Consider the following 23,863-nt stretch of genomic DNA (forward strand, 5'->3'; position numbering starts at 1 on the left):
CAATTGTGCCAGGGCGTGGGGGGATGAACTATTCAAGCTCACTTTAATAGATCGAGTTCCTCAGCGCGGCGGACGGCTGCCCGACGGTTATTTACCTCAAGCTTCTCGTAAATGTTCTTGGTATGGGTCCGTAAGGTGTTCAGGGACACCCTGAGTTCGCGGGCCATATCCGGGCCGCTCAAGTCGGTTCCGAGCAGTCGAAGCACGTCGCGCTCACGTTCGCTTAGCGGTTCTCCCAGAGGTTTGCGAATAACCGGTTTGGCAAGCATTCTGCCCTCTTCTTTCCCAAATGCCGTCAGAAGGCGTCGGACATAGTTCGGGGCTATCCCCTCTTTCTCAGCCGCTTCCAGCAGGACCTCCAGTGGCCGGCCTTCGTCTGCAAAAATTCGGACGTAGTCTTCCCGCTCGGCAAGCGTTAAGGCTCGTTCCAGAAGCAAAAGCGCTGCAGGGATGTCGCCTTGCATATGGCGAGCAATTGCCTGCAACACCAGGATTTCGATCGCGCTTCCCGACCTTCCTCCTTCTTCGGCTGCTTGAAGGAGACGCTCCAGGAGACCGATCGCCTCAAGTAAGGTTCGATCCGCACGGTCGCTTCTATATTGGGCCAGAATCACCCTTGCCAGGATGATGTGCTCGAATTCGCGCAGGTAGCAAAGATCGTCCTTGGCGGACAGACCCTGCTCCCGTGCCCAATCGAGGGCTTCACCTAACCTCCCCTGCTTAACCCGCACCCGCGCCTTCAACGCCGCTATAGGACGTACATTTAGGAAGAAGTCGTCCACATACAGGGACTCCGCCTCGCAGAGAAGATCGTGCGCGTCGTTCAAATCCCTTTCGGCCTCCCGTATTCGAGCCATTGCGACTCGCCAGCGATACCGGTATTGCGGGAACCCAGTGTGTTCCCCCTGCTCCTTGCTTCTTAACAGGTTCCGTGTGGCGGCCTCCAGATCGTCATGCTCGCGGCAAAGTTCGCTCATTCCTACGTAAATGTCTGCCGTCCCCCGCAGAGCAGGCTCGCCATGTTCCGCCGCAAGCTGCAATCCCCGCTCATAGATGTGCATCGCCTCGCGGAGTCGGCCTTGTGCGATCCGTATTTCGGCCAAAGCGATGGAGCCATTGATCGCGTCGGAGATAGCCCCAGCCTGCTGCACGCTTGCTATGCCACCGGCAAATATCCGGCGCGCCTCCTCGAGATCCCCGTTCCTCCATAATGCGAGTCCCAGAAGCGCAGTCGCCGCTCCGCGCGGAAGATGGTCATCCTCTGGCACGAGTTCGAGCGTTCGCCGCGCGTAGTTCATGGCGGTGGGCACATCACCGAGAACCAAGGCTAGTCCGGCCCGATACACGGTGATCAAACCCGGGAGACGGCGAAATTCCTCTTCGTCCATAACGACCATCATGACCGGGCGGCCTTGCTGTCGTTCACCCGGATCTGCCACTGTCTCAAGCCATTGTTCGGCGTCTCGCAGTCGGACCTCAACGGCATCTAATTTGCCTCCGGCCAGCAACGCCCCGGCATACCAGACGCTGAGCACAGGTCTGCAACGGATCAGTTCGTCGGGGAGCTCCTCCAGCCAGTTCAACATCACAGCCTCTTGTCTGCTCCTGCGCAAGGCTGGTATCGCCAGCTCGATCAAGCCTGCCGCCCGCCCGAAATCATTGCCGGCCAGCGCGTGTCGGATCGCATCGTCCGGCAAGCCATGCCGCTCGAACCATATGCTTGCGCGCTGATGTAATGCAGCCACCTGATCGGGCTGATCCGACCTCAAATGGACAGAGAGAACCTCGGCGAAGAGGTGATGATAACGATACCATTGGCGCCTGTCATCCAGCGCAACGACAAAGAAGTTGCCTCGCTCCAAGGATTGGAGCCGCGCTATGCCATCCACCTGGCCGGTGATGGCATCACATAACGGTCCATGCAACCGGTCGAGAATGGAGGTCTGAAGCAAAAAGTTCCGGGTCTGGTCGGACTGGCACTGAAGGACCTCTTCGACCAAATAGTCCATAATGTACCGATTGTCTCCGGCAAATTCCTGAATGAACGTAGGGATATCCTCGCGCCCCTGCATCGAGAGCGCCGCCAGCTGAAGCCCAGCGATCCAGCCTTCGGTACGGGTTTCTATCGCCATAATTTCGTCGGCCGTAAGATTCAGACCCATGACCTGATCGAGGAACGCGGCCGCTTCGCCGGGAGTAAAACGCAGGTCGGTGTCGCGCAGCTCAGTCAAGTGGCTCCGGGCGCGTAATCGGCCCAGGGGAAGCTGCGGATTTTCGCGTGTGGCGATGACAAGGTGCATTTGTGGAGGGAGATGCGCGATTAGGAAGTTGAGAGCACCGTCGATCCATTCGGCATCAATAACATGGTAGTCGTCCAGGACGAGGACGAATTTGTATGGGAGAGCTGAGATTTCATTCAACAAGATCATTAGAATCGATTCGATTGACTGTGGATTCGGGGATTTGAGTGCAGTAACCGTGCCACCTCCAATATTGTCCTCAATCGTCCGCAGAGCAGCGACAAGGTGAGACAGGAAGCGCACAGAGTCGATATCCCCTTCGTCCAGCGACAACCATGCGACAGGTCGATCGCAACCAGCGACCCATTCGCTGACCAGCGTAGTTTTGCCAAAGCCGGCTGAGGCAGAGATGAGGGTCAGCTTGCGGTCCAGACCCTCGTTTAGCCGATCGATCAGGCGCGGTCTTTGGACAACGTTTGTCCGTGGCACGGGGATAAACAGTTTTGTGGCTAAAATGGTCATATTCATCGATTTATACTCACATTCAAATGAGTTCCGCCCGTATTTTTTAAAATAAGGATCACCTGCTCCATCCTACTACTTCATATGATTCATTTTATCGTCAATTTTAGCTTTTCACCACTTCATATTTACTTTAACAAAACGCCTTGTACCATGGCACCTTCCTGCACTTATTCTGCAGGCCTTTCGCCCTACTTGTGATACGGTTCAGCTTAACGGGGCTATCGGCGAAAAATGCTAAAGGAGCTGTCGCGGCCAGCTCCTTCGTTGATTTGCTTATAGAGTAGAGGGACTTCATATCCACTCACAGCCTTTTTACAACTGATAGGGCGGAGCTTTTCCGGCTACAATATTATCAGGATGAACGTCTGCCTGCTCATAGTCATTCATACAGAGAAGGATATACTCTACTTCTTCTAACGGCATTTGCAATTGTTGGCTGACTTCATAAAGTCCCATATTCTGCGTAAGAAGTTCCCGTGCTTGATTTATCTTTCCATCTAGCCAATTGTTTTCCAACATCCATTTTTTTACCTTAGCTAAAAATTGATTTTGCGTTTCCTTATCTGCATACTTCTTATATTTAGGAACAGACTCCGACATATAAGTATAGAGATAAATCCCTAATGCCTCACGTTGTTCATTTTTAGACATCAGTTGATACCGTTCATAGATTATGCTCATGTCTAACGCTAAAGTATTATCATTGCTATCAAAGCGTCTGAATGTTTTTCGGCCATAACTTTCAGGTAACACACGCCAGACAACAATGATATCATACGGAAACTGCCATGTTTCTGCTACTTCTTCTAACGGTAATAGTTCATCACTCAATTGACCTACACACGTTCCATGTGTATCTAGATAAAAAGCTAGTTTCATTCATGCCTCCTTCTTGTAGACAATATCAATCTCACTGCCAAATTTGAACTCATTATATACTATCAAAGTTTTAGCAAACATGACATCTAAGAGGTCTGCTACCTATTCCACAGATGATCTTGTTTTCTTAATATGCACAGAAGGCCACCAAAGTAATTGGCGGCCTTGTTATCGGTATTCAACTATCGTTCTCCGTAATGGATTCTTGAGGCATTTTTAGATTTTTTCTATCGGGATGCATAAGTACAATTCCCCACTATTGTCCTTTGGATTATAGAACTCTTGAATTGCTCCGACGATTTGATAATTGTTTGTGGGCAAGTAATCCGAAAGAATGTTATTCAAGGTATCTTGATATGTCTCTTGCGTACACTTTGACACAATATATTTGAATGCAGGGAGAGTCCACTTCCACCATCCCTCTGGAGGTATCGCATCGTCAGTAACTTCGCATCCCGCTAAATATTTGCCTCCTTCTTTCCACCTTTCAAAATTACCGCTAACATCACTCATAGCTCCCCAAATGCCAACAATGTTTCCATCAGCATCTTTTTTTGCGAGAGCACTGATTTCTATGAAATTACTGTTTGCTTCTTTCCATAGAGGTGGTATCCAATTTGAACTTTCAGATGAAAGTCCTTCCCCTAATTTACCAATTACAGAAAACCGCTGCTTTTCAATAATTTCGACCACTTCGACAGCCTCCCTAGAGCTTTTGATAATTGACAAATTCTACAAGATGTTTCAACTATCCTACCTGTTAGCTTAATTTAACAGCGCAGCAGCGGCATTTCGGGCTTCAAAGCGACTTGCGTATTTGATGTGTTCATGGTTATCGTTATTTCAAGCTTGAACTTAGGCACATTTGAATTCAGGCTGCTTTTTATGCTTATACTTAATGCTCCACTGGCCTTTCTTATTAATGACATCTACTTGAAACATGCGGAGAAGAAGATTGAGAATATTATTAAAGAGAACTCGGACGAAAAGCTCCAAGATTACCACATCGACAAAAAAGGTGGACGTAGCTTCTTTCTACCGTATACGGTGTTATTCATCCTTCCGATCTGTTTGACCTTGGTTTACATCAACTTGTTTTAATACGACTTGATTCTTAGCAAAATGTTTACGGCGCGTTACAATCAATTTCCGCACAAGATAGTGTGCGAATGAAGCTCGGACTACTTTATTCCGTAAAATGCCCCTATATGCCAAAACCAGCCATTAGATTGCTGGTTTTGAGCTTATAGGAGCTTAATTGGTTTTACGAATTGAGAAATGCTTGTTTTAAATAACCAAGTTAACATTGTAATGCTGGCTCTTAATCGTCGGTGCTGTTGGATTCAACTATTGTTCTCCGTAAGCTTAAGCAACTTTCCCGGTTACCGCCATTGAACGATATTAGGCGCCATCACGAACTCTTTCAAACATGCACTTTTTGAGCAACATCCCATAAGTATCCGAATGGATCCTTTAATCTTGCTCTTATGTCCCCCAGAAAGTCTCTTCGGGTTCGATTAGAACCTCGGCATCTCTATTTTTCATCTTTTGGATGAGCCTATAAACATCCTAAACATACATATAAAAAATAACTTGTTGAATATGTTCACTAGATGGTCCAAATGCATCCTCGTTTTCTTTGCTTAGGGTAAGATTAAGACCTGGTCTAGGATGGTTTGGAATCTCGTCATTCTCAAACCTATTTTTTTCTCTTCATGATACTCTCCTTAGGAAAAAGCACCAAAAAAATAGAACTTCCTTATCAATCTCCCCTTACTCCATCGGGATTTCATGATATAACTCGATTAAGTTTCCTGCGGGATCTCTGAAGTTCACACTCCTTATCCCATATTGTCTAGAAATCGGCTCCGATAAAAATTCAATTTTTTCTTTCAGCTCCAGAAATGACTTGTCTACATCCTTCACCTGAAACACAAGTACCATACGATCATTAAATTGATCGTTTACAGAATAAGCCTCGTTGATTGCATCAGCCATGGACTTTCTATCAAAAAGAGCTAGCGTGGTATTTCCTGCATTGAAATCAGCATATCTGCCCTCTTCCGTGCCCCATATAGGTTCAAATCCCATTACATCCCGATAAAACATAAAACATTCTTTAAAGCAATCCACTAGTATGCGAGTGTGAGTTAGTTCCATTTCAATGTTCCTCCAGACTCATATTTTTATAATAAATGCCAACACCTTACAATCACCATTATAGTTTCTATGTCACTCTTGTTGATTGTAAAAAACGGACTGACTTCAATAAAACATGTATGTTACCTCAACGAATAACGGCAACCGATCGCGTGGCCGGCTGCCGTCATGTCGTGGTGCTATTGACTCCCGTTAGTTGAATCCTCTTAAGTGGCCTGCTCCTTCAGGAGTCTTGCCCACATGTAGAATATACGAAATGGAAGCTGCGCCTCCAGAACTGTCCTACGCGGTCTCCTTCTCCTTCTCGCGCAACTTCATTACCACCTCACTTCTGCTTATCCCCCACCAAATCAATCCGCATACCACCGCTGCAGGAACAATCGCCCATAGCCCGGCCCACCTGTACCCTGCCAAGCCCGACCAGATGGACAGATGAGGCAGCAACAGCCAAAATCGTGATAACCGAATCGCTCGTTTGACCGAATCGCCTTTCCATGGAAACTGTGCCACGAATTCCTCAGCGTACCACTGCTCCCATTGCATGCGCAACCAAGAAACACCGATAATGAGGAATCCTATTATTAAGGCAAAAGCAGCGGGCGGAGACACCAGTGTTGATGCGTACGACGTAACAAACAGGAATCCGATCCACACCCGAAGAGGCATCATAGACCGCAAAAAAGCTTTCAATCTCATCTCGGCCAGCAGCGTACCCGCATCCGTCCCTCCAAATAAGCGTTGGGAACGCCTGAATAACAGCGGACGCTTCACTTTAACGATAGGCTTCGAAGGTATGATACGGCTCATCAAGAATTCCGTGCTGCTCAATCGCGCGTTGCGCTCGCTTCTGACCTCGGCCTCATAATGAATGCCTGTTCGCAAGCACACGAACAACGACAGCAGGAATACGAATGACATGCCAATCCAGGCTGGTATGAAATTGGATGAGCCAGGCGAAAGCATAAGCATCGGTATCAGATAAGCTGCCGCTAATACGATCAGCGTCACGAGTTGCAGCAGCCATTGCCGCCAACCTCGCGCGATGTTTTTCAACTGATGGAAGACCGTGGATGTGAACATTCCGTACAGCCAAGCATACAGATATGCTGCTCCGATATGCTCCCATTCCATTCCCTCAGCCCTAATCAGAAAAGGTAAGAGTATAGCAAAAGGAATCAGCAGCACAAGCGCCTGCTTCAAGAAGGAAAAGAACATGCCGTATCGCTTCAGCATCTGTAGCCACCTTGGCCGTTGCAACAGGAACAACCGATCCGCTTCCTCCATATAGGTTCGAATACGTCCAAACGCCATCAATACAAAAATGACGATCGGGTACAGCGCTGTCCAGGGAACATCAATCGCCCATTCGGGTAATCGTTGCCAAAGCTCCCGATAAAGCCCCCCGAATATGACGAGACCTGGAATAACCAAATATAGCCATACCGTCCAATCGAGTACACTATTCCATACCCGGAATTGCTCCTTTCCATTGTTTTTCAACCGAATAAGGAATAAGCGTCCTGGTGTTAACAATGTCTTGTTTAACATCATCTTACCTCCTTACGTCAAAGCAAGGAAGCATTCGGATAACGCAGCATCCTCCGGGCATCCCGCATCTATTCTAACCTGCTGAAGCGTACCTTGCGCCACGACGGACCCTCCATTGATGAGCACGAAGCTCTGGCAGATTTTTTCAGCGGTATCCAGCACATGCGTAGACATCAGCACACCTGCGCCTCGTGAAAGCTCGCTCATCAGCAGCTCAAGGAAGTCGCTTGTAGCGCGCGGGTCAAGTCCAACGAATGGCTCGTCCACTACATAGATATCCGGTTCCAGCAGGAACGCGATAATAAGCATCATTTTCTGTTGCATGCCCTTAGAGAAGTTCACCGGATACAGATGTTTTTGTTCTGTCAGTCTGAACCGGTCCAGCAGAGCTTCTGCTTTGCACTCAAATTCGCCTTCCTTCAGTCCGAATGCGCTTGCCGCAAGCCTCAGATGCTCCCACAGTGTAAAATATTCATAATATATCGGCTGCTCTGGCACATAGGCATAACGTTTGTGCTTGCCTCCCAGTTCAACTTGCCCCTTCACATGAGCCAGCAGGCCAAGAATTGTCTTCACTGTCGTGCTTTTGCCCGCTCCATTCGGACCGATCAACCCAACAAGCTCGCCCGGTGCAACCCGCAGTTGGATATCTCGTATTATTGGCTTATCCTCTTCATAGCCCGCCTCATCAATCGCTATACGCAATACATATTCTTCAGAATTTGTTGTTTTCTCTTCGTTCATCTTAACCACCACATCAGCTCCTAACTCGGGCATACTACAACTATTAATTCCTTTCCTGAATATGCATTACGAAGCAGCCATCCACCCGGTAACGGCATTTTGTTCAAAGCAACTCAAGTCGAAACAGCCACTCATCCTTGGCGGTGCGATGCGATACCGTGAATATGGTGTTAGATGAAGTACCTGACTTCTTGCCTTAAATTCAAAATTCATTACGGTCTTTCATATTTATCAATTATCTTCCATACCCCTTTAGAATATTTGACAGTTAATGTTATTGGAGCATGAGATCCATATTTCGATTCATTTGAACTAATGTCAATGCCTTCATATTTATATGTAATCCATACCTTTCCAATAAAAAAGAAGTGCAGCGCTTTACCAGTACTTAATGAAAATTTGATTTTATCATTTGAGCTTGAAGGATATATTCCTTGTCTAAAAAACTTATTCTTTAGCTCAGGTTCAACGTATTTCCCTTCGATTTGAGCATCTTGATCAGGATGTAAATAAATTGTCTTTAACGTATCTTTCACACTTGCGAGTATCCAAATGTAAAACCAAATATACAGGACCAAGAACAGAGATAAGGACAAAGTAATATAAAGTTTTTTTCTACTCATTGTTCTCTCCTTCAGGAATTTCGTCTTCTAACGTCTTATTCACGAACTTCGTGAATAGCCCGTCATCCCCTTATTTCAGAGCCCATTACCTATTCTTCATCCTATCACATAAATGGAAAACAACGGTAAATTTCCTAGCCAGAAAGAACTAAAACACTCCTGAACCAAATGGTCTCAGGAGCCCTAATATCGAAATATTCTTCGCGTTTCCCAATTACTCCCCGCAAACGACTGCGAAAAATTTCGCCGTCACTTATGATAAGGCCCAGCTTAACGGGCCTATCGGCTTTACCGATCGGACAGAGGCGGCTCGTCCTCTAACCAGTTCCACTCATTATTTTGGATAAACCGGCTCACTGCTTCGTGCGGAGCTATTCCCCACGCGTGAAAGGAACGAATACACTCCACAAAAGCCTGGATCGTTTCCCTCTTGGGATTCAACAACATTTCTTCCTGCAATTCAAAATAACGGTCCGGTATATGGGTTAGCGTTCTTAACACACCCATCATAGACTTGTGGCATGGGAACAACACTCGGTTATAGGCGAGCAGCAGACGACCGGAGAACAAAGCGACCTGACCGATCGCATGGATCAGTAGATATTTGTTTCCCAATTCGATCGCCCGATTCGCAAAGTAGCCACCATAAAGCTCTACTTGAGCAAAGAAATCCTGGAAATTCCTTTCCCTGTTTTGTTCGGGATAGACGGGGATTTTTGCGACTATATCCTCCAGTCCAGAAATCCGCGAGAATGCAACGAACGCCTTTTCGAACGAAGCACGGGTCGGCTCGCTGCCCCTGACGATAGCAGCTTCAAGGAAGCTAAAAGGTATAATTTTACCATCGTAATAGCCGCCTGGATAGTCGCATCCTTCACTCGCCAAATAAAACAATTGATCTCGTTGTTTCTTCTCTTCAAATAAATCATCGCTCACGACTAGATAGCAATCAATGTCAGAGTCCTCGCGTGCAACTCCTTTGGCTACAGACCCGGCGATAATAATAGCTAGAAACGAAGGGTCTGTGCTTAACTTGCTAACTAGATAATCAATCGAATTCTTATGATGGGCTCGTAACGTAATGCCCCTAATCTTGTTATCCGTGGTAACCCCCCCTTATTTTCCCACAATCTTAACATAGCAACCTTCATCTCTTTAGGGGTATTTCGGACATCCAATAAGGGTATTTAAGACATATTGAAAAGCCCATCATATCTCTGTGGAGAACTATTCCGGCAAAACTTGCCGTTATTTATGATACGGTTCCGCTTAACGGGCCTATCGGCGAAAAATATGCTGAGGCGTGTAACGACCAACCTTCTACCCAACCTGCGATTTTGATCAAATCTGCTTAATAAGCACACTAAAGGCCACCGAAGTAATCGGTGGCAAGATTGTCGGTGATTCAACTATCGTCTATGTGGGATTCCTTATAAAATAGAGATCCCTCTAATATAAAAATTTAGAGAGACCTAAGCAGTAACCAATTATGAATTTAAAGTTTTCTTTACATTTCAGCATGAACATGTCGAATGTGATAGTATGAGAAAAAATTTTGTGGATTTTTAGCTGCAATCTTTATTCATCTTAATATGTAATTGGAATTTGTGGGAATTAGGCTAGGAGGCAAAATGATGGGGAAGAATGTAATTCTATTGATGACAGCATTGTTTTTATGCTTTACTTTTGGAGGCTTTCTGATTGATACCCCAACAGCAGCAGCAAAAAGCTCTTCGGATTTCTCGGATTTGAAGGACTTGGATGCCGCAACAAAGGCCAAGTTCGATGCCTTGATCTCGGCAGGGGTATTTGATGGTGTAGCGGAAGGCACTTTTGGTCTTAAGGATGAGATGAATCGAGCGCAATTCGCTAAGGTTGCAGCAAAGATTTTTGATTTGGAGGTCTTTACGGACCTAAAGACGTCGTCATTCTCAGACGTCAACGCGAATGATGCTGCGAATGGTTACGCATTACCTTATATCGAGGCGGTGAAGACTGCGGGCATTACGGACGGATTTTCAGAAGGCCAGTATAATCCGGCAGGTAAGGTAACCAAGGAGCAGCTGGCTACGTTTTTGGTTAGAGGCCTTGACTTGAAAGTAGACGATTCCGCTTCGCTAGATGACAATTCTGTTTCCGACTGGGCGAAGGGGTATGTCGCTTTAGCGATAGAGAAAAAAATACTGTCGAACGGTGAGGACGGAAAGTTCGGTGGAACGACTAACGCAACGCGTGACCTTCTCGTTCTGGGTGCATATGAGGCCAAAGAACAATACCGTCCAATCGGGAAATTGCAGATCTCAGCGAAGCAGACAGGCCTTAAGAAGATTACAGTGTCCTTCAGCGCGAAAGTTGACTCGGCTAAGGCCGGTCTATCCGCGACGAAAGGCGAAGTTGTACAAGTCGATTGGAATGCTGATAACTCTGCTGCTACTTTAATCTTCGCGAAGCAATTGGAGCCAGGCGACTATGTCATCAAAGCAAGCGGCTTAGATGTCGACGCCCCCAATCCATTAACTACCACCGTGACTGCGATTCTCGAGAAAATCGTCAAGATTGAATTCACTTCAACATCCGATACAATTGCCAGATCGAAAGCGGTTGCTATCCCTATTAAGGCTACCAATCAGTTCGGCGAAGAGGTTGAAGATATCTCCAAATTTGAAGTACGAAGTAACGGCTCTGTTTCAATCGACCCAGTTAAGACGGCTGTTATTGCAGACACCTCGATAGAAGAAGGAAATAATCGTGTTTCCATTACCGTGTCCCACGAAGAAAGTGGAGTTCAAGTTAGCAAAATTTTCACTGTCGGCGAAATGCCTGTGGCTAATAGCGTAGAACTCTACGGGCTCCGTGATATGAACGGACAAGAGGTGTCGCAAGTCGAATGGGGTAAAAGTTATTATGTAAATTTTGATGCCTATGATCAGTATGGCAATATCATCTTGCACAACCCTGCTAGGACTGCTTATTTGGTCACTGCCACTTCTTCTGATCCTTTTATAGCTTCTCTTGGAACGGTGGGGGCAGCATTCGCTGGCGACCCTGGTGCCTTGTCACTTTCGGTCACATTAAGAAGCTATTTAGGGATTGGTTCTAATTATAACAATGTTTCTATATCCATTTACGCGAACGGAACAGGCAGGATGGATAGTATATCTTTAAATATAGCTGCGCTTCCACCGGCAGTTGTTGCGCCGATAGTCATTCCGCCTGCGCCTAGCGTAGTTGCGCAACCAACAACCGACATATCAAGCGGGGTTGTAGAGGTGGGAACGAGTGTTGCGCTGAGCGTCGCGACACAGGGAGCAACGATCTATTACACAACGGATGGCAGCACGCCTACTATTACCAGCATGCCTTATACCTCTCCAATCCCGATAACCGAATCAATGACGATTAAGGCGATCGCGGTAAAGAGCGGCTGGACGAATAGCTCCATTGCGAGTTTTGAATATGCCATACTTATCGAATTGCCTGAATCGATTGTATCCACCTCATCTTTGGTTGTCGGACAAGCCTATACAGGCAGCGTAGCGGCATCTGGCGGAACAGGAGCCCTTACTTACACGATTACGAGCGGACAGCTGCCTCCGGGATTGGGATTGGATTCGAGTACGGGTGAAATTACTGGAAATCCAAGCTCTAGCGGTTCGTATAACTTCACGATCAGCGCAACGGATTCGGCTATAACTCCGGCTACAGCGTCTATGCAATATATGGTGACGATCGCATCGCCAGCCCATACCTTGACCCATCTGACATCCAATCCGGCCAATGTTATGTTGATGGCTTTTGGTGCGACAGAAGCACTCGCCATTACGGCCAACTTCAATGACGACACATCGATCAACGTAACCGCGGACGCGCAATATGAGAGCGAAGACGAGAGGGTCGCGACGGTCAGCGCCGAAGGTGTCGTGACGGCGGTGACGAACGGAACCACGAACATCGTCGTCACCCATGGCGGCCTATCAAAGCATGTTCCGGTGATGGTGACAGCAGGGCGCCAATTGGAGTCCATTTACGCCTCCTTGTCATCTGTCTCGCTAGCAGTAGGGGTGACAGCTAACGTCACAGTCACGGCGTTCTTTGACGACTCGGCGGAGGGGGCGACCGCTTGGGCAACGTTTGAAATCGAAGATCCGGACTTAGCCGCAATCGATGCCAATGGCTATCTTACGGCGCTCAAAGCGGGCAAAACTAGAATTAAAGTTACGTTCCTTTCTGAAGAATTTATTACAGACGAACTCATTATCTGGGAATAGCCCGTCCGTCAGCCTCCGATTCTATCGGGGGCTTTTCCTTTTTTGTTAACCATCCCCGAGATAGTAATAGTTGCATCAATTCGAGTGGCATCTCGAACTGGAGCGTGGTACTCGTCATGTTTGGTGCTCCAGATCTTGACTAGCTAATCAAAGCAGAACAAGTGAAACCGATTAATGTCTATGAAGATGTTACGTTTAGAGCGAACAATTCGTCCTGCTTCATCCCTATGAGTTATCCGCGTCAAGTAAGTCTTTTCATTACAAAAGTTTCGCTTCACTTATGGTAAGGTTCCCCCCGATTAATCTTAAACGCCCTATAAACCTGCTCCAGCACCAGCACCTTCATCATCTGGTGCGGATACGTCATCCGCCCGAAGGACAACTTCTTGTCCGCCCGATTCATTACAGCGCGAGACAACCCTAGCGACCCGCCGATAACGAAGGCGACGGATCCACCGCCGTAGATGGCCTGCTTGTCCAGGTGGGCGGCGAGCTGCTCGCTCGACCATGTCTCTCCCTCGATAGCAAGCGCGATGACGTGCGCATCGGGCTTGATGGCCGCCAGGATGCGCTCGCCCTCCCGCTCCTTCACCTGCTCTGCCGCGGCGGCGCTCATGTTCTCCGGCGCTTTCTCGTCCGGCACCTCGCGCAGGTCCAGCTTGGCGTAAGCGCCCAGACGCTTCGAGTATTCGGCTACCGCGTCGTTCCAGTATTTTTCCTTTAATTTGCCTACCGTTATCAGTTGTATCTGCATCGCTGTGGAGCTCCTTCGTGAACCAAGGGACCGACGCTGGGATTGCGGACATGCACGGACGGCCCTCGCCTTTGTTTGTTAAAGCTATTGTAGTCGAATTAACAGTTCGAAGTCGACCAGCCGCCCTTTCGCGACAGAGTCTGCAAGCTCCGGGAACGCAAAATTACCCGATTTTTCTCAAAAAGAGATTCAAATCGGGCTGTTCGAGGTATATGGAGGTACACCGTTAGACCATCCTATTGCCAAGGAGGTGAGAACTCATGGCTCAAGATGTTCTGTGCGAAGTGAATTCCTGCAAGTACTGGGCGGCAGGCAACAAGTGCAATGCTTCCTCGATCTACGTTGTCAGTCACCATGGCAAGAAGGCGAGCAACTCGGGAGAAACGGATTGCAAAACGTTCGAACCTAAAGTTTAAGCAGCACCACCTGGGCAGCCGAGCCACCGGCTGTCCTTTTCCTTGCTCCCTTATATATTAACCAATAATGATAATTATTATCAGATATTCGGAAAAATTTTTCTGCCCGCGTATATCCGGACCGCCGCAAGGCGAACCGGCCAACGCACGGCATATCCGGCGCAGCACGGCTCACCAATTTACAGATCCGTCTTAGACGACCAAGAACTCTGCAGCGTCCTCGCAGAAGTCGCATTTTCTCGGCGGATCCCAATCCGCGAATTGCGTTTCCTTCAGGTCCACCACATCCGGCGCATCTTCGTATTCGTCGACGAATCGTTCCAAGGCTTTTTCAATATCCGGTTTGCATACACAATACATACGTTTTCGCTTCCTATTCTACAGTTGGTCTAGTCACATAACGGCTTTCTCCAGAATAGCAGATCAAGCAGTCCCCTGTGAAGCACGGTCATCAAAGTTTAGCTTCTCTTTACTTCCTCACATTCGTCCTTGCCGCCCCGGGCCGGTAATTCAGGATAAGCACCAGCTGCTCCTGCATATAAGCCGGTTCGTATTGGAATCCGCCCTCGATCCAGTGAAAGACGAGTCCCATAAGAGCGTTCATGGAATACGCCTGCATCAGCTCCCGATTGATCGGCCCCGTCGTCTCGTGCTCCAAGTCCTCGTTCGAAATCCTCTTCACTGCCGAGAACATCTTTTCTTTGACCATGGGCAGCACGTCGCTCTGGAACAGGACCGTATAGGCCTCCCTTCTGCTATAAATATGCTCGAACAGCTTCACCGCGGTTGCCGGCATCTCCTCCACCTTGAACAGCTCCACCTGATCGTACGGCGCGCGGAACGCGGCAATCAGCTCTTCGATTAGCTCGCCCAGCACCTCGTCCAACAGCGCTTCCTTGTTCTCGTAATGCGTATAGAACGTCCCCCGGTTGTAATTGGCCGTCTCCACGATTTCCGTGATGGACACTTGGGAAAAGCTTTTGCCCGACATCAGCGACAGCAGCGCCTCCTTCAGCGCCAGCTTGCTCCGCAAGACGCGGCGATCGACCTTCGTTTTCCCCATATGCCGCATCCTCCCTTATTTTCCTTCAAAAAGTATTCAACAATTCCCATCGCATTGTCTATTATCGAACAAATGAAAGCGGTTTATATATGGTTTGCCCCAAATTCATTATAGTATAATAACCTCAACAGATGTGCTCTATTGTACAGCTGTTCAATAATTATTTTCTCCTGCGTATCAGTCACTAGCAACAGCGCATACTAACCAAAATTCGAGGAGGAACCACTTATGAAGCTTCAAAATAAAGTAGCCGTCGTCACAGGCGCGGCATCCGGCATGGGCAAGGAAATCGCGCTTCTCTTCGCGGCCGAAGGCGCCAAAGTCGTCGTCTCCGACCTTAATGTCGAAGGAGCAGGCAAAGTCGTCGAGGAAATCACGGCGAAAGGCGGCACGGCCGTCGCAGTCGCCTCCAATGTAGCCAAGGAAGAAGACGTTCAAAACCTCATCGATTCCGCGGTCAACGAATACGGTACGCTTGATATTCTGATCAATAACGCAGGTATTATGGATAACTTCGTGCCTGTCGGCGATCTGACGGACGAGCTGTGGGAACGCGTCTTCGCGGTGAATACAACCGGACCTATGCGCACGATCCGCAAGTCGCTGCCGATTTTTCTGGAGAAGGAATCCGGCATCATCGTCAATATTGCATCCGCGGGCGGCCTGTTCGGCTCGAGAGCCGGAGCGGCTTATACGGCAGCGAAGCATGCCGTAGTCGGCTTGACGAAAAACGTCGGCTACCAGTATTCGGTCAAAGGCATTCGCTGTAACGCCATAGCTCCAGGTGGCGTTGCGACGAACATCAGCACATCTATTAATGCGCCGAACGAATTCGGCATGGGCCGCGCCATGGCGGGCATGGGCATCAACCCTCGTACAGGAACTCCAGAGGAGATTGCCAAAGTAGCTCTGTTCCTCGCATCCGACGACTCCAGCTTCATCAATGGCACGGTCGTGACGGCAGACGCCGGCTGGACGGCTTACTAAGCCAATAACCGAACGACGCGCCTACTCTCATTCAAACGGCGACCTAGAATTTCTATCGTCAGTTTTAACTGCAATAAACCGCGATCCCATGGGAGCGCGGTTTATTTGATGTGTCCATTCAGCAACATACTTAACTAAAAAATCAACGAAAATGCTTCTTACTCGAGCGACCACGAAAACAAATTGTGCATTTATAACCAAATTCAGAGGGTTGAGCACGTTTTTCATTTCCGGAAAACTGCCACGTACGAGAGGTTATTTGTCCATACTTGCAAAATAAGCTATTGCGTACAATAGCCGCCGGCTTTAGATAAGTATTGGAGGATACCCCTAATACATCTTCAAAAGCCTTTACATGGGTGTCCAAATCCAATACGATAATGTTGGTAAAGACTGGGGTATTTAGAATACGGGACAGCAAACCTTGTAGTCTCCCTGTTAGTATTTTTGTCTCCCGATCGTCGGCTGCTCCATATGATTGTCAGTAAGTGAAACCTTCATAATCGCCAGTTATATTGTATTCTCTCCTGAACCCGTACATAATAAATCGCCGCTCATCTTCCAGCGGCTGAAGTAAGTCGTGACACTCAAAGAAAAGAGGCCTTCGGCCACGCATAGGTTGGATCAGAAACTGAGCTATTTGGGGAACCAGCTGGGAAATATAATGCGTTTGACCAGGCGTTACAATCAATGCGCGAGCAATATTAAACGGATCGTGATCGAGACTTTCTCCAGACCCAACGTACAAATGGAGATCTGGGCTGTGGTCATTGTCTTAAATTAGTGGCTTTGGTATGGGAAGAAAACTTTAATATGCTTACGTCTACGCTCTTACTGATAATTATGGTGCAGAATAGAAAAAGACCAAAATTACTTTTTAGAGAGAAGGTATATAATGAAATTTAAGATATTATTCGTTATTTTACTATTGTGTGCTGCTATATTATTTTTTTATTACTCAATCAGCCCATTAAAAATTGTTGGATATACTGTTATTCATGATAAAGCAATAATAATTGAAATTAAAAACGAAGGGAAGAGCGATATCCAGATTGAGAATGTATTGGTGGATTCTCATCTTAACCACGTTCTAATAGAATTTGGAGTTAGTTACTCGTTACAAGTAGTAAATGGAACTGGATTGAATAAGGATAACAATATACTGTTTGAGGAAATAGGAAAACAGAAAATCCATCCTGATTTAACATATAAAAAAAAGATGGAAGAAATACGCATGAGGAATGGAACCCCAATTCATTATGGTATTCGCATTAATGACGAAAATATCAAAGAGGTGATTGTCAGCTATCGATATTGGGGAATGAGATTCTCTAAAAAAGTAAATTTTAAAAGTGGGGACATAGGAAGCGCTAGTGATGTCCAGAAATCGGAACCATTTTGGGGCCACCTAGTTTAAATAAATAATTAATCGACACTCCTATAGAACGTTTCAAAAAAGACGTTGGTGACTCCTTCGACTTTGAACAACAGCCAGAGTCCTTCGACTGGATTGAAATTCGGGCTGTAAGGTGGCAGAAAAAATTTTGGTGCGGAAATACCCTCATAGCAGTTTGTAACGACGTAGCACGATGAATGCTGCTGTTATCCAGAATCAGATCGATTTTTCCGTCAGGGTAAGCAACGAGAAGACCTGTAAAAATCGAATAAAAGCAGGAAAATCGGCTTTTACTTCTTCTCGGTGATGCAGAGATCCCCCGTTTCAACATTAATGGCTCCAAATAACTGCGATCCTTCGTATTTGCTATATGTTAGCACTTGCATTGTCTGACGCGTGGAAACCAATTTTTTTCCAACGCTTGTGACGAGCGAATGAACGCTTGATTCATCTTTAAACAGCAAATGATTGATTTTTCAGCTTCAAGTTACTTTTTGAATAGAGTGAAAGCCGTGCTTGTGGAAAAACGCTTGGTTCTCTTAATCGGCGTAAAAGTCGCTTTAATAGAGCAAAATTCATCCTTTTCAACATGAAGCTGATCCCGCGAACACTCATTTTGATGTTACATTCCCGCTTAATTCAAATCGCTACCAACGAGAACATCCAGGTGCACATTGTTAGTTTTTTAATTGCGTTGTACATAGAAAAGAAGCATACTCACAAGAAAGCCGGGAGAATTATAAGATAATAGGTAATAATGCAAAAAATTAATCAGAAATAAAGTAAACCTAAGAGCCAAGTTCCAGAACGCTAGAACTTGGCTCCTAGGTTTGCCTACTGCCTACTACTAATCAATGTTAATAGGTTGCGAAATACATGCTGTTGTTAGTGCCCATATCATAGTGATAATAAATATTATTGGTTGTTGTAGACCACGTCATTTCGTGAGCATTTTTGTGCACTGTAGTATTATTTCCGTTAAAGGAACCGATTGGTGTTGGGATCGTAAATGCAAGAGTATATTCACGGTCTGTACTATAACTTTTCGTTGTGCTTGCATTTTTAGAAATTTCAAAGTAAGCACCGTGTTGATTTGCTATAACTTCAGCCTTCGGCTTACTATTCGAAACATTATGAAACCACTGGACCGTAGCGCTGGAACCTACAAATGATTTAGGAAATACTCTGTGTTCCGTACGAAGGTAATCATTACGTAACCAAATTTCTTGTTCTTCATAACGATAAAGATATTTTGCATAAACTCCCCGAGTTGCTCCATTGCATATTGACGATCCGTTGAACGAAATACATGTCCCATCAAAGTTATAAGTTGCCGTCGTACCGCTAACAGAGGTCATTTTAACAGAATTATCAATTGACCACCCGGATCCTGTTCCCTTAAAACCAGTACTTAGACTATTCTGGGCCGATGTAGTTAATTTAAAAGAAGCTTTTTCACCATTTGATAAATTAACTCCACCTATTCTTGTATCCTGCGTATATTCATTTGCGTTTACGGTACATCTATATACAAAATTCCCTATATAAAAGCAACCGTCTGGACGATCAGCAAGTGTGCTTACTGGTTTGTCCTTGTCATTTTTAGGTCTGTTGTCTTCACCTTTAAAGTTAATTTTAACATTTGTCGGTTGTGCAGCTTCTAATGACTCTAGGTCTTTATGAGCTATTTGTTTTCCCTCTTTAGGTTTAGAAACTGTGAAATATTCTAACTTAAATTCTGCAAGTGGCGACACAAAACTAACTTCATACACATAATCTTGAATATCACTTGGGGTATCCTCGAGCCTTTTAGTCGTTTTCTTTGCATTGAATAAAATTTTACCGCTTTTATCAACTTCTCCTTGGAATACAACTTCAGGTTCTTCCACTGTGTTAAGTAGTCTAACAGTTACAACAGTACCTACTTCCGGCTTACCCTCGATGTTAAACGCCTCTAATGTTATTGAATCTTTAGTTATTAATTCCAAATTATTGATATCCTTGGCAGATACAGAATCTACAGTCGAGAGAGAAATTGCTAGAATGGCTGTAATAATCAATGACTTAAATCGAATAATTTTCATATTCTCCTCCTAAAAAGTATATTTTTTACTTCTCTTAAATCTTATAGAAAAGGAATTTTTTTGTCAACTGATTGAAATCGACATAAAATTACATAATTATACAAAATAGAGGTGTCTATTGCAACTCAGGCACTACTCCAGTTCCTGCAGATCTCTGATCATTGACCGCGCTAGGGCGTTTATGCAAACTATTAGAATAATCAAAAATTGGTAAATATAACTTATAACTACTTGGTTGAGAAAGTTCCTGCAACGTCATAGAATCGGCCATGATTCTCCTTGTGTGCAACAAAGAGAAAGGATGAAGAAGAGCATGGAGCAGATCCACCACTTAAAAGAATTGTAGCGTCAACAGTTGGGACTATATCAGATTGCTAAGGAGTTCGGGATGGATCCGAAGACCGCGCTCAAGTACATGGCGCAGAGGGATTTTTCCCCGAGGGCGCCGGAAACGTAAACACGAGAATCCAAGCTGGACCCATACAAAGCGACAATTGAAGCCTGGTTGAAGGCGGATGAGTAGAATCGCTACAAACAACGGCATACCGGGAAGCGCGTGTATGAAGGCTATTAAAGACGTACAACCTGGAATTCGACTGCTCTTATCCGAACGTCAATCGTTACGAGCGTCTGGTGCTTGGGCGGCAGCAACTGATCTAGAATGGATTCCTTGAGTTGGACTAGCATCCAGGCGAGGCGCAAGCCAGGCGAGGCGAATGTGACGTGATCTTCAACGGTGTCCACAGCGCCTGTCACAACCTGGGCGTATCTTTTCCACAACGCGGCCTTCGTTCAGTGCTTCTGGGAGAGAGAACTGAATGCCTCTGTCAAGAACTGAGGGATGTTCAGGCACGTCGGCGGTGTACCGAAGAGTCTGGTACTGGACAACGCAAACGGCTGACGCTGCACTTCAGGCGCACTTCGGGTTCGCGGTCACATTCTGCAACCCGGCCAGCGGACATGAAAAAGGCAATGTCGAGACAAGGTCGAATATGTCCGGCGCAACTACTTCGTCTCGCTGCCTTCCCGTCGCTTGAGGAATGGAACACGGACCTGCTGTAGATGTTCGATCCGGCAACCTCCGTGAGCATAAAAGAAGGAGACGTCGATCTGTGCGTACTGTTCGAAGCGGACCGAAAAGCGATGCTGCCACTGTCTCGGTTGCCGTTCGAAGCTTGCCGTTATGCATTTGAAAACGAATAGATACGGCAAGTTTGTATTGGACGATAAGCATACGTATACTTCGACGCCGCTGCAGGCCGAGGAGAAGAATGTGGTGCGTGCGGGAGCTCACATCTTAGAACCGCTCGAAGTGTTGGACGACACCATCTCTTGACATCACCGGTAGTTCGGAAACAGTTCGTACCGATACGGTCGATTGGCTGACTACGCTCATTGCCAAACCGGGGGCCTAGAAGAACAACATGATGTGCTCCCCAGCTGTCTTACGATGTACGCGACTACATGGACAATCTGGACCTCAGCGGCCTTCGGCAGGCGCTGCGCATGGTTAAGGATTTATCCGGGCGTTATGGGGTCGATAAAGCAGTCACCAGCTTGCAGAAGTCGATTGTGAGTCGTCTTGCGGATGGCATCTCGGCCAACACGGCAATGCCGGGACCGGACATTCGGCTGTAAGACGACGCGTTAATAACAAAACCGATAGGATAACTACGAATTGGATCGAATCCAGATTCGCACCAAAATGCCTAGTTTTATAGGTATCTTATTTTGAGTCAAAACCCTACGGCTATGCGATGAGGAGCGACGTCCAAGCAAGAATAGTTTCTGCACCAAGTGTTCCGGGAAGAGCCGAACACCGCGAGCTTCTGCGCAAAGCACGTGTTTATTCCAGCATGCCGCCTTCCTGATCCGTAACACGTTGTAGGGCTAAGAAATTTAACACACTGCGTCTTCCGACGACGCTAAATCCAGATAAGAAGAACCCGGTGGTGTTCGGTCCAGTGCGCATCTTGCCATTGCGCTGGGCGTGAAGGCTAGCAAGCTCGCCATGGTGACCCGTCTCCTCACCGAAGCTACACTTGTCAGTCGACTGAGCGAGAGCAAGCGTGCCGGAGCGCTAGAGCGCACGATGAAAGATTTGGAGAAGACAGAGGCTTCTGATTTTTGCCGAATGGGGCAGCATGTTTAAAAACGACCTGATGGCGGCGGCCCTGATTGACCGTCTGACGCATCACAGCCCACTGGTCGTGTTTCAAGGGCGAAAGCTACCGCTTGAAACACATCCTCATGCACCAAAAGTAGCCGTTGAACAGGAAACGGATCAGGGATTGTTGATGATTGTTGATGACTAACCAGGGAATTATCGATGATAAAACCAAGGGAAAACCGTTGATCTGACCAGGGAATTCCTATTGACCAAATCAAGGAATACTACTTGACAAAACACATACAACGGCTCATGGAGCAGCGTCTATAGCTGTTTTCGCTGGTGGGAAAAAGCGGGTATTTTTAACCGTATGTTGGACGTGTTGGCATTCGAACCTAAATCAGCTTTGCTGCTTTGTCTACGGAATGGGTGGTTTATTTGGTGCACCATCTAACATTTATATAACCCAAATACTAGTAAATCAACAAGCGTGCATATTTTTACTTCTTGCAAACAACACAAAAAAACTGCCGCTCCCAGCAAGATCCATTGGATCTCTACAAGTTGCGGCAATCTCATTCTACAACCGGCCAACGCGTAATGCTTCCCTTATTCCTCGTCCTCCGCCACGCTTTCGCCCAGCTTCAGCTTCGTCTTCTTGAGCTCGCCGTCCCGGTAATACGAAATTTCGATGGAATCGCCGATTTTCTTCTTCGAGTAGAGGTACTTTCGCAGCTCCATCGTCGTCCCGATCGCATGGCCGTCGAAATCAACGATGACATCGTTGAACTGCAGACCTGCCTTCAGCGCCGGGCCAACGGCTTCCAGCACGATGACGCCTGCCAGCACATTGTCCGGAAGCTTCAGATCCGAAGAGGCCCCGCCGGCTTCTCCCTCGCCGCCGTCGGGCTCCTCGCCATCCTTGCCTTGCTCTGCTGCACCCTCGGAGTCCTCAGCGCCAGAGCCGGAGCCCTCCTCTTCGCCAAGCCAGCCCTCGGGATCCTCGCCGAACAGATCGCCGAGATCGCCCATATCCTGCTGGCGCCAATACTGCTGCAGATCCAGCGTGTATACGCCAAGGTAAGGACGCGAGACAAAGCCTTGCGCCATCAGCTCCTCCAGCACGGGCATAGCCTTATTGATGGGAATCGCGTAGCCGATGCTTTCGACGCCGAAGTCGGCGATCTTCATGCTGTTGATGCCGACGACGCGGCCATTGAGATCGATCAGCGGTCCGCCGCTGTTGCCTTGGTTAATGGCAGCATCGACGCGAATGACCTCCTGCTCCCAGTCAATAACGCCGTTCTGATTAAGAGAGACGGGCACGACCTCTTCGATAACGCTGACGACGCCCATCGTAATGGACTCGCCCAAACCGAGCGGATTGCCGATCGCCATTACGAACTCCGCTTTGCGAAGGGCCGAAGAATCGCCAACCTCCGCTACCGTGTCGATGCCTTTGTCGTCGATCGCAAGCACGGCCAGATCGGTGATCTGATCCTCGCCGACAACGCTCGCTTCCCGTATTTCGCCGTTCGTGAGCACGGCACGCACCTTCTGGGCGCCCGCTACGACATGGTAATTGGTTACGATGTACGCCTTGCCGTCCTTCTTCTTAATGATGACGCCGGAACCGACTCCCGCTTCCCGCAGGATGCCCTCGCCTTCCTTCGCGTCTTCGCCTTCCAGCTTCTGGCCGCCCAGCCCGAAGCCGAAGAGCTGCTCGTTAATAATGCTGACAACGGCCGGACTCACCTTGGCCGCGGCATTGATAGCCCGCTCCGACGGGTCGCCCGTCGCGACGAGTCCGCTCGGCGTCGAGCCGCCCATGCCGCCTCCGCCTCCCGGAGCGCTTCCGAAGCCCCCGAAGACCGCCCCAAAGATCAACGTTGCCGCGACAGCGCTCGTGAACGATGAGATGAACGCGATTCGCACATTCGACCACTTGCGTTCGCCGCTTCTGTATGGAAACCTGGAGTCCTCTTGCCGGCTTTGCCGGACGGTTCGCCTGGACACCTTGGTGGAATAAAAATCGTCGTCGAAAATGCTCATCGGAATCGCTCCTC

Annotated in this window: 22 protein-coding genes; 7 read left to right on the top strand and 15 right to left on the bottom strand. The window is 47.5% G+C overall.

The window, feature by feature from the left end; all coding sequences use genetic code 11:
* Positions 1 to 38: 38 nt before the first annotated feature.
* From H7F31_RS03270 to H7F31_RS03305, 8 genes are all read right to left on the bottom strand, one after another.
* The gene (locus H7F31_RS03270) at positions 39 to 2,729 is read right to left on the bottom strand and encodes a winged helix-turn-helix domain-containing protein (RefSeq protein WP_222622737.1); all 2,691 of its coding nucleotides are present in this window, start codon (positions 2,727 to 2,729) and stop codon (positions 39 to 41) included.
* Between the two features lie 348 nt (positions 2,730 to 3,077).
* The gene (locus tag H7F31_RS03275; protein ID WP_187103034.1) at positions 3,078 to 3,644 is read right to left on the bottom strand and encodes a hypothetical protein; all 567 of its coding nucleotides are present in this window, start codon (positions 3,642 to 3,644) and stop codon (positions 3,078 to 3,080) included.
* A 216-nt stretch (positions 3,645 to 3,860) separates the two neighbouring features.
* Entirely contained in the window at positions 3,861 to 4,337 is a 477-nt protein-coding gene (locus H7F31_RS03280) for a GyrI-like domain-containing protein (protein WP_187103035.1), read from the bottom strand.
* 1,080 nt (positions 4,338 to 5,417) lie between these two features.
* Positions 5,418 to 5,804, bottom strand: a complete 387-nt coding sequence (locus H7F31_RS03285; protein ID WP_187103036.1) for a VOC family protein — start codon at positions 5,802 to 5,804, stop codon at positions 5,418 to 5,420.
* Between the two features lie 282 nt (positions 5,805 to 6,086).
* Complete coding sequence (locus tag H7F31_RS03290) at positions 6,087 to 7,352, bottom strand: ABC transporter permease (RefSeq protein WP_187103037.1); 1,266 nt, start codon at positions 7,350 to 7,352, stop codon at positions 6,087 to 6,089.
* A gap of 12 nt (positions 7,353 to 7,364) precedes the next feature.
* Positions 7,365 to 8,096, bottom strand: coding sequence for an ABC transporter ATP-binding protein (locus H7F31_RS03295; RefSeq protein ID WP_187105190.1), 732 nt, complete (start codon positions 8,094 to 8,096; stop codon positions 7,365 to 7,367).
* A 212-nt stretch (positions 8,097 to 8,308) separates the two neighbouring features.
* Positions 8,309 to 8,719, bottom strand: coding sequence for a hypothetical protein (locus H7F31_RS03300; protein WP_187103038.1), 411 nt, complete (start codon positions 8,717 to 8,719; stop codon positions 8,309 to 8,311).
* 288 nt (positions 8,720 to 9,007) lie between these two features.
* Complete coding sequence (locus tag H7F31_RS03305; RefSeq protein WP_187105191.1) at positions 9,008 to 9,811, bottom strand: nucleotidyltransferase domain-containing protein; 804 nt, start codon at positions 9,809 to 9,811, stop codon at positions 9,008 to 9,010.
* Between the two features lie 542 nt (positions 9,812 to 10,353).
* Between H7F31_RS03305 and H7F31_RS03310 the strand changes: the two genes are divergently transcribed.
* Positions 10,354 to 12,987, top strand: coding sequence for a chitobiase/beta-hexosaminidase C-terminal domain-containing protein (locus H7F31_RS03310; RefSeq protein WP_187103039.1), 2,634 nt, complete (start codon positions 10,354 to 10,356; stop codon positions 12,985 to 12,987).
* Between the two features lie 274 nt (positions 12,988 to 13,261).
* Here H7F31_RS03310 and rlmH read toward each other — a convergent pair whose 3' ends face one another.
* Complete coding sequence (rlmH, locus tag H7F31_RS03315) at positions 13,262 to 13,741, bottom strand: 23S rRNA (pseudouridine(1915)-N(3))-methyltransferase RlmH (protein WP_187103040.1); 480 nt, start codon at positions 13,739 to 13,741, stop codon at positions 13,262 to 13,264.
* 260 nt (positions 13,742 to 14,001) lie between these two features.
* Between rlmH and H7F31_RS03320 the strand changes: the two genes are divergently transcribed.
* Positions 14,002 to 14,157: a DUF1540 domain-containing protein gene (locus H7F31_RS03320; protein WP_087568469.1), complete on the top strand. Its 156-nt coding sequence runs from the start codon at positions 14,002 to 14,004 to the stop codon at positions 14,155 to 14,157.
* Positions 14,158 to 14,349: 192 nt separating this feature from the next.
* Here the strand turns inward: H7F31_RS03320 and H7F31_RS03325 are convergent, their stop codons facing one another.
* Both H7F31_RS03325 and H7F31_RS03330 read right to left on the bottom strand, forming a co-directional pair.
* Positions 14,350 to 14,517, bottom strand: a complete 168-nt coding sequence (locus H7F31_RS03325) for a CxxH/CxxC protein (RefSeq protein ID WP_087568470.1) — start codon at positions 14,515 to 14,517, stop codon at positions 14,350 to 14,352.
* A 109-nt stretch (positions 14,518 to 14,626) separates the two neighbouring features.
* Positions 14,627 to 15,220 carry a TetR/AcrR family transcriptional regulator gene (locus H7F31_RS03330; protein WP_187103041.1) on the bottom strand — a complete coding sequence of 198 codons (594 nt, stop codon included), beginning with the start codon at positions 15,218 to 15,220 and terminating at the stop codon, positions 14,627 to 14,629.
* 228 nt (positions 15,221 to 15,448) lie between these two features.
* On the opposite strand from H7F31_RS03330, the gene H7F31_RS03335 reads away from it, so the two are divergent.
* Positions 15,449 to 16,207, top strand: coding sequence for an SDR family oxidoreductase (locus H7F31_RS03335; RefSeq protein ID WP_187103042.1), 759 nt, complete (start codon positions 15,449 to 15,451; stop codon positions 16,205 to 16,207).
* Between the two features lie 895 nt (positions 16,208 to 17,102).
* A complete protein-coding gene (locus H7F31_RS03340; protein ID WP_187103043.1) occupies positions 17,103 to 17,624 on the top strand; it encodes a hypothetical protein in 522 nt (173 codons plus the stop codon).
* 8 nt (positions 17,625 to 17,632) lie between these two features.
* On the opposite strand, the gene H7F31_RS34540 is transcribed toward H7F31_RS03340, so the two are convergent.
* The 3 genes from H7F31_RS34540 to H7F31_RS03355 all read right to left on the bottom strand — a co-directional run bounded on the left by H7F31_RS34540 (position 17,633) and on the right by H7F31_RS03355 (position 20,467).
* Positions 17,633 to 17,764, bottom strand: a complete 132-nt coding sequence (locus tag H7F31_RS34540; RefSeq protein WP_187105192.1) for a transposase — start codon at positions 17,762 to 17,764, stop codon at positions 17,633 to 17,635.
* A gap of 696 nt (positions 17,765 to 18,460) precedes the next feature.
* A complete protein-coding gene (locus H7F31_RS03350; protein ID WP_187103044.1) occupies positions 18,461 to 19,687 on the bottom strand; it encodes a hypothetical protein in 1,227 nt (408 codons plus the stop codon).
* Between the two features lie 570 nt (positions 19,688 to 20,257).
* A complete protein-coding gene (locus H7F31_RS03355; protein WP_187103045.1) occupies positions 20,258 to 20,467 on the bottom strand; it encodes a hypothetical protein in 210 nt (69 codons plus the stop codon).
* Between the two features lie 403 nt (positions 20,468 to 20,870).
* Here H7F31_RS03355 and H7F31_RS03360 point away from each other — a divergent pair, with 403 nt between their 5' ends.
* The 3 genes from H7F31_RS03360 to H7F31_RS03370 all read left to right on the top strand — a co-directional run bounded on the left by H7F31_RS03360 (position 20,871) and on the right by H7F31_RS03370 (position 22,002).
* Positions 20,871 to 21,023 (top strand): hypothetical protein, encoded by a 153-nt coding sequence (locus tag H7F31_RS03360; protein ID WP_187103046.1) that lies wholly within the window; start codon positions 20,871 to 20,873, stop codon positions 21,021 to 21,023.
* 128 nt (positions 21,024 to 21,151) lie between these two features.
* Positions 21,152 to 21,325 carry a hypothetical protein gene (locus H7F31_RS03365; protein ID WP_187103047.1) on the top strand — a complete coding sequence of 58 codons (174 nt, stop codon included), beginning with the start codon at positions 21,152 to 21,154 and terminating at the stop codon, positions 21,323 to 21,325.
* A 485-nt stretch (positions 21,326 to 21,810) separates the two neighbouring features.
* Positions 21,811 to 22,002 carry an ATP-binding protein gene (locus H7F31_RS03370; RefSeq protein WP_261800467.1) on the top strand — a complete coding sequence of 64 codons (192 nt, stop codon included), beginning with the start codon at positions 21,811 to 21,813 and terminating at the stop codon, positions 22,000 to 22,002.
* 404 nt (positions 22,003 to 22,406) lie between these two features.
* On the opposite strand, the gene H7F31_RS03375 is transcribed toward H7F31_RS03370, so the two are convergent.
* Positions 22,407 to 23,849, bottom strand: coding sequence for a S1C family serine protease (locus H7F31_RS03375; RefSeq protein ID WP_187103049.1), 1,443 nt, complete (start codon positions 23,847 to 23,849; stop codon positions 22,407 to 22,409).
* Between the last annotated feature and the right edge of the window lie 14 nt (positions 23,850 to 23,863).

Source organism: Paenibacillus sp. PAMC21692 (assembly GCF_014303795.1).
GTDB lineage: Bacteria > Bacillota > Bacilli > Paenibacillales > Paenibacillaceae > Pristimantibacillus > Pristimantibacillus agaridevorans.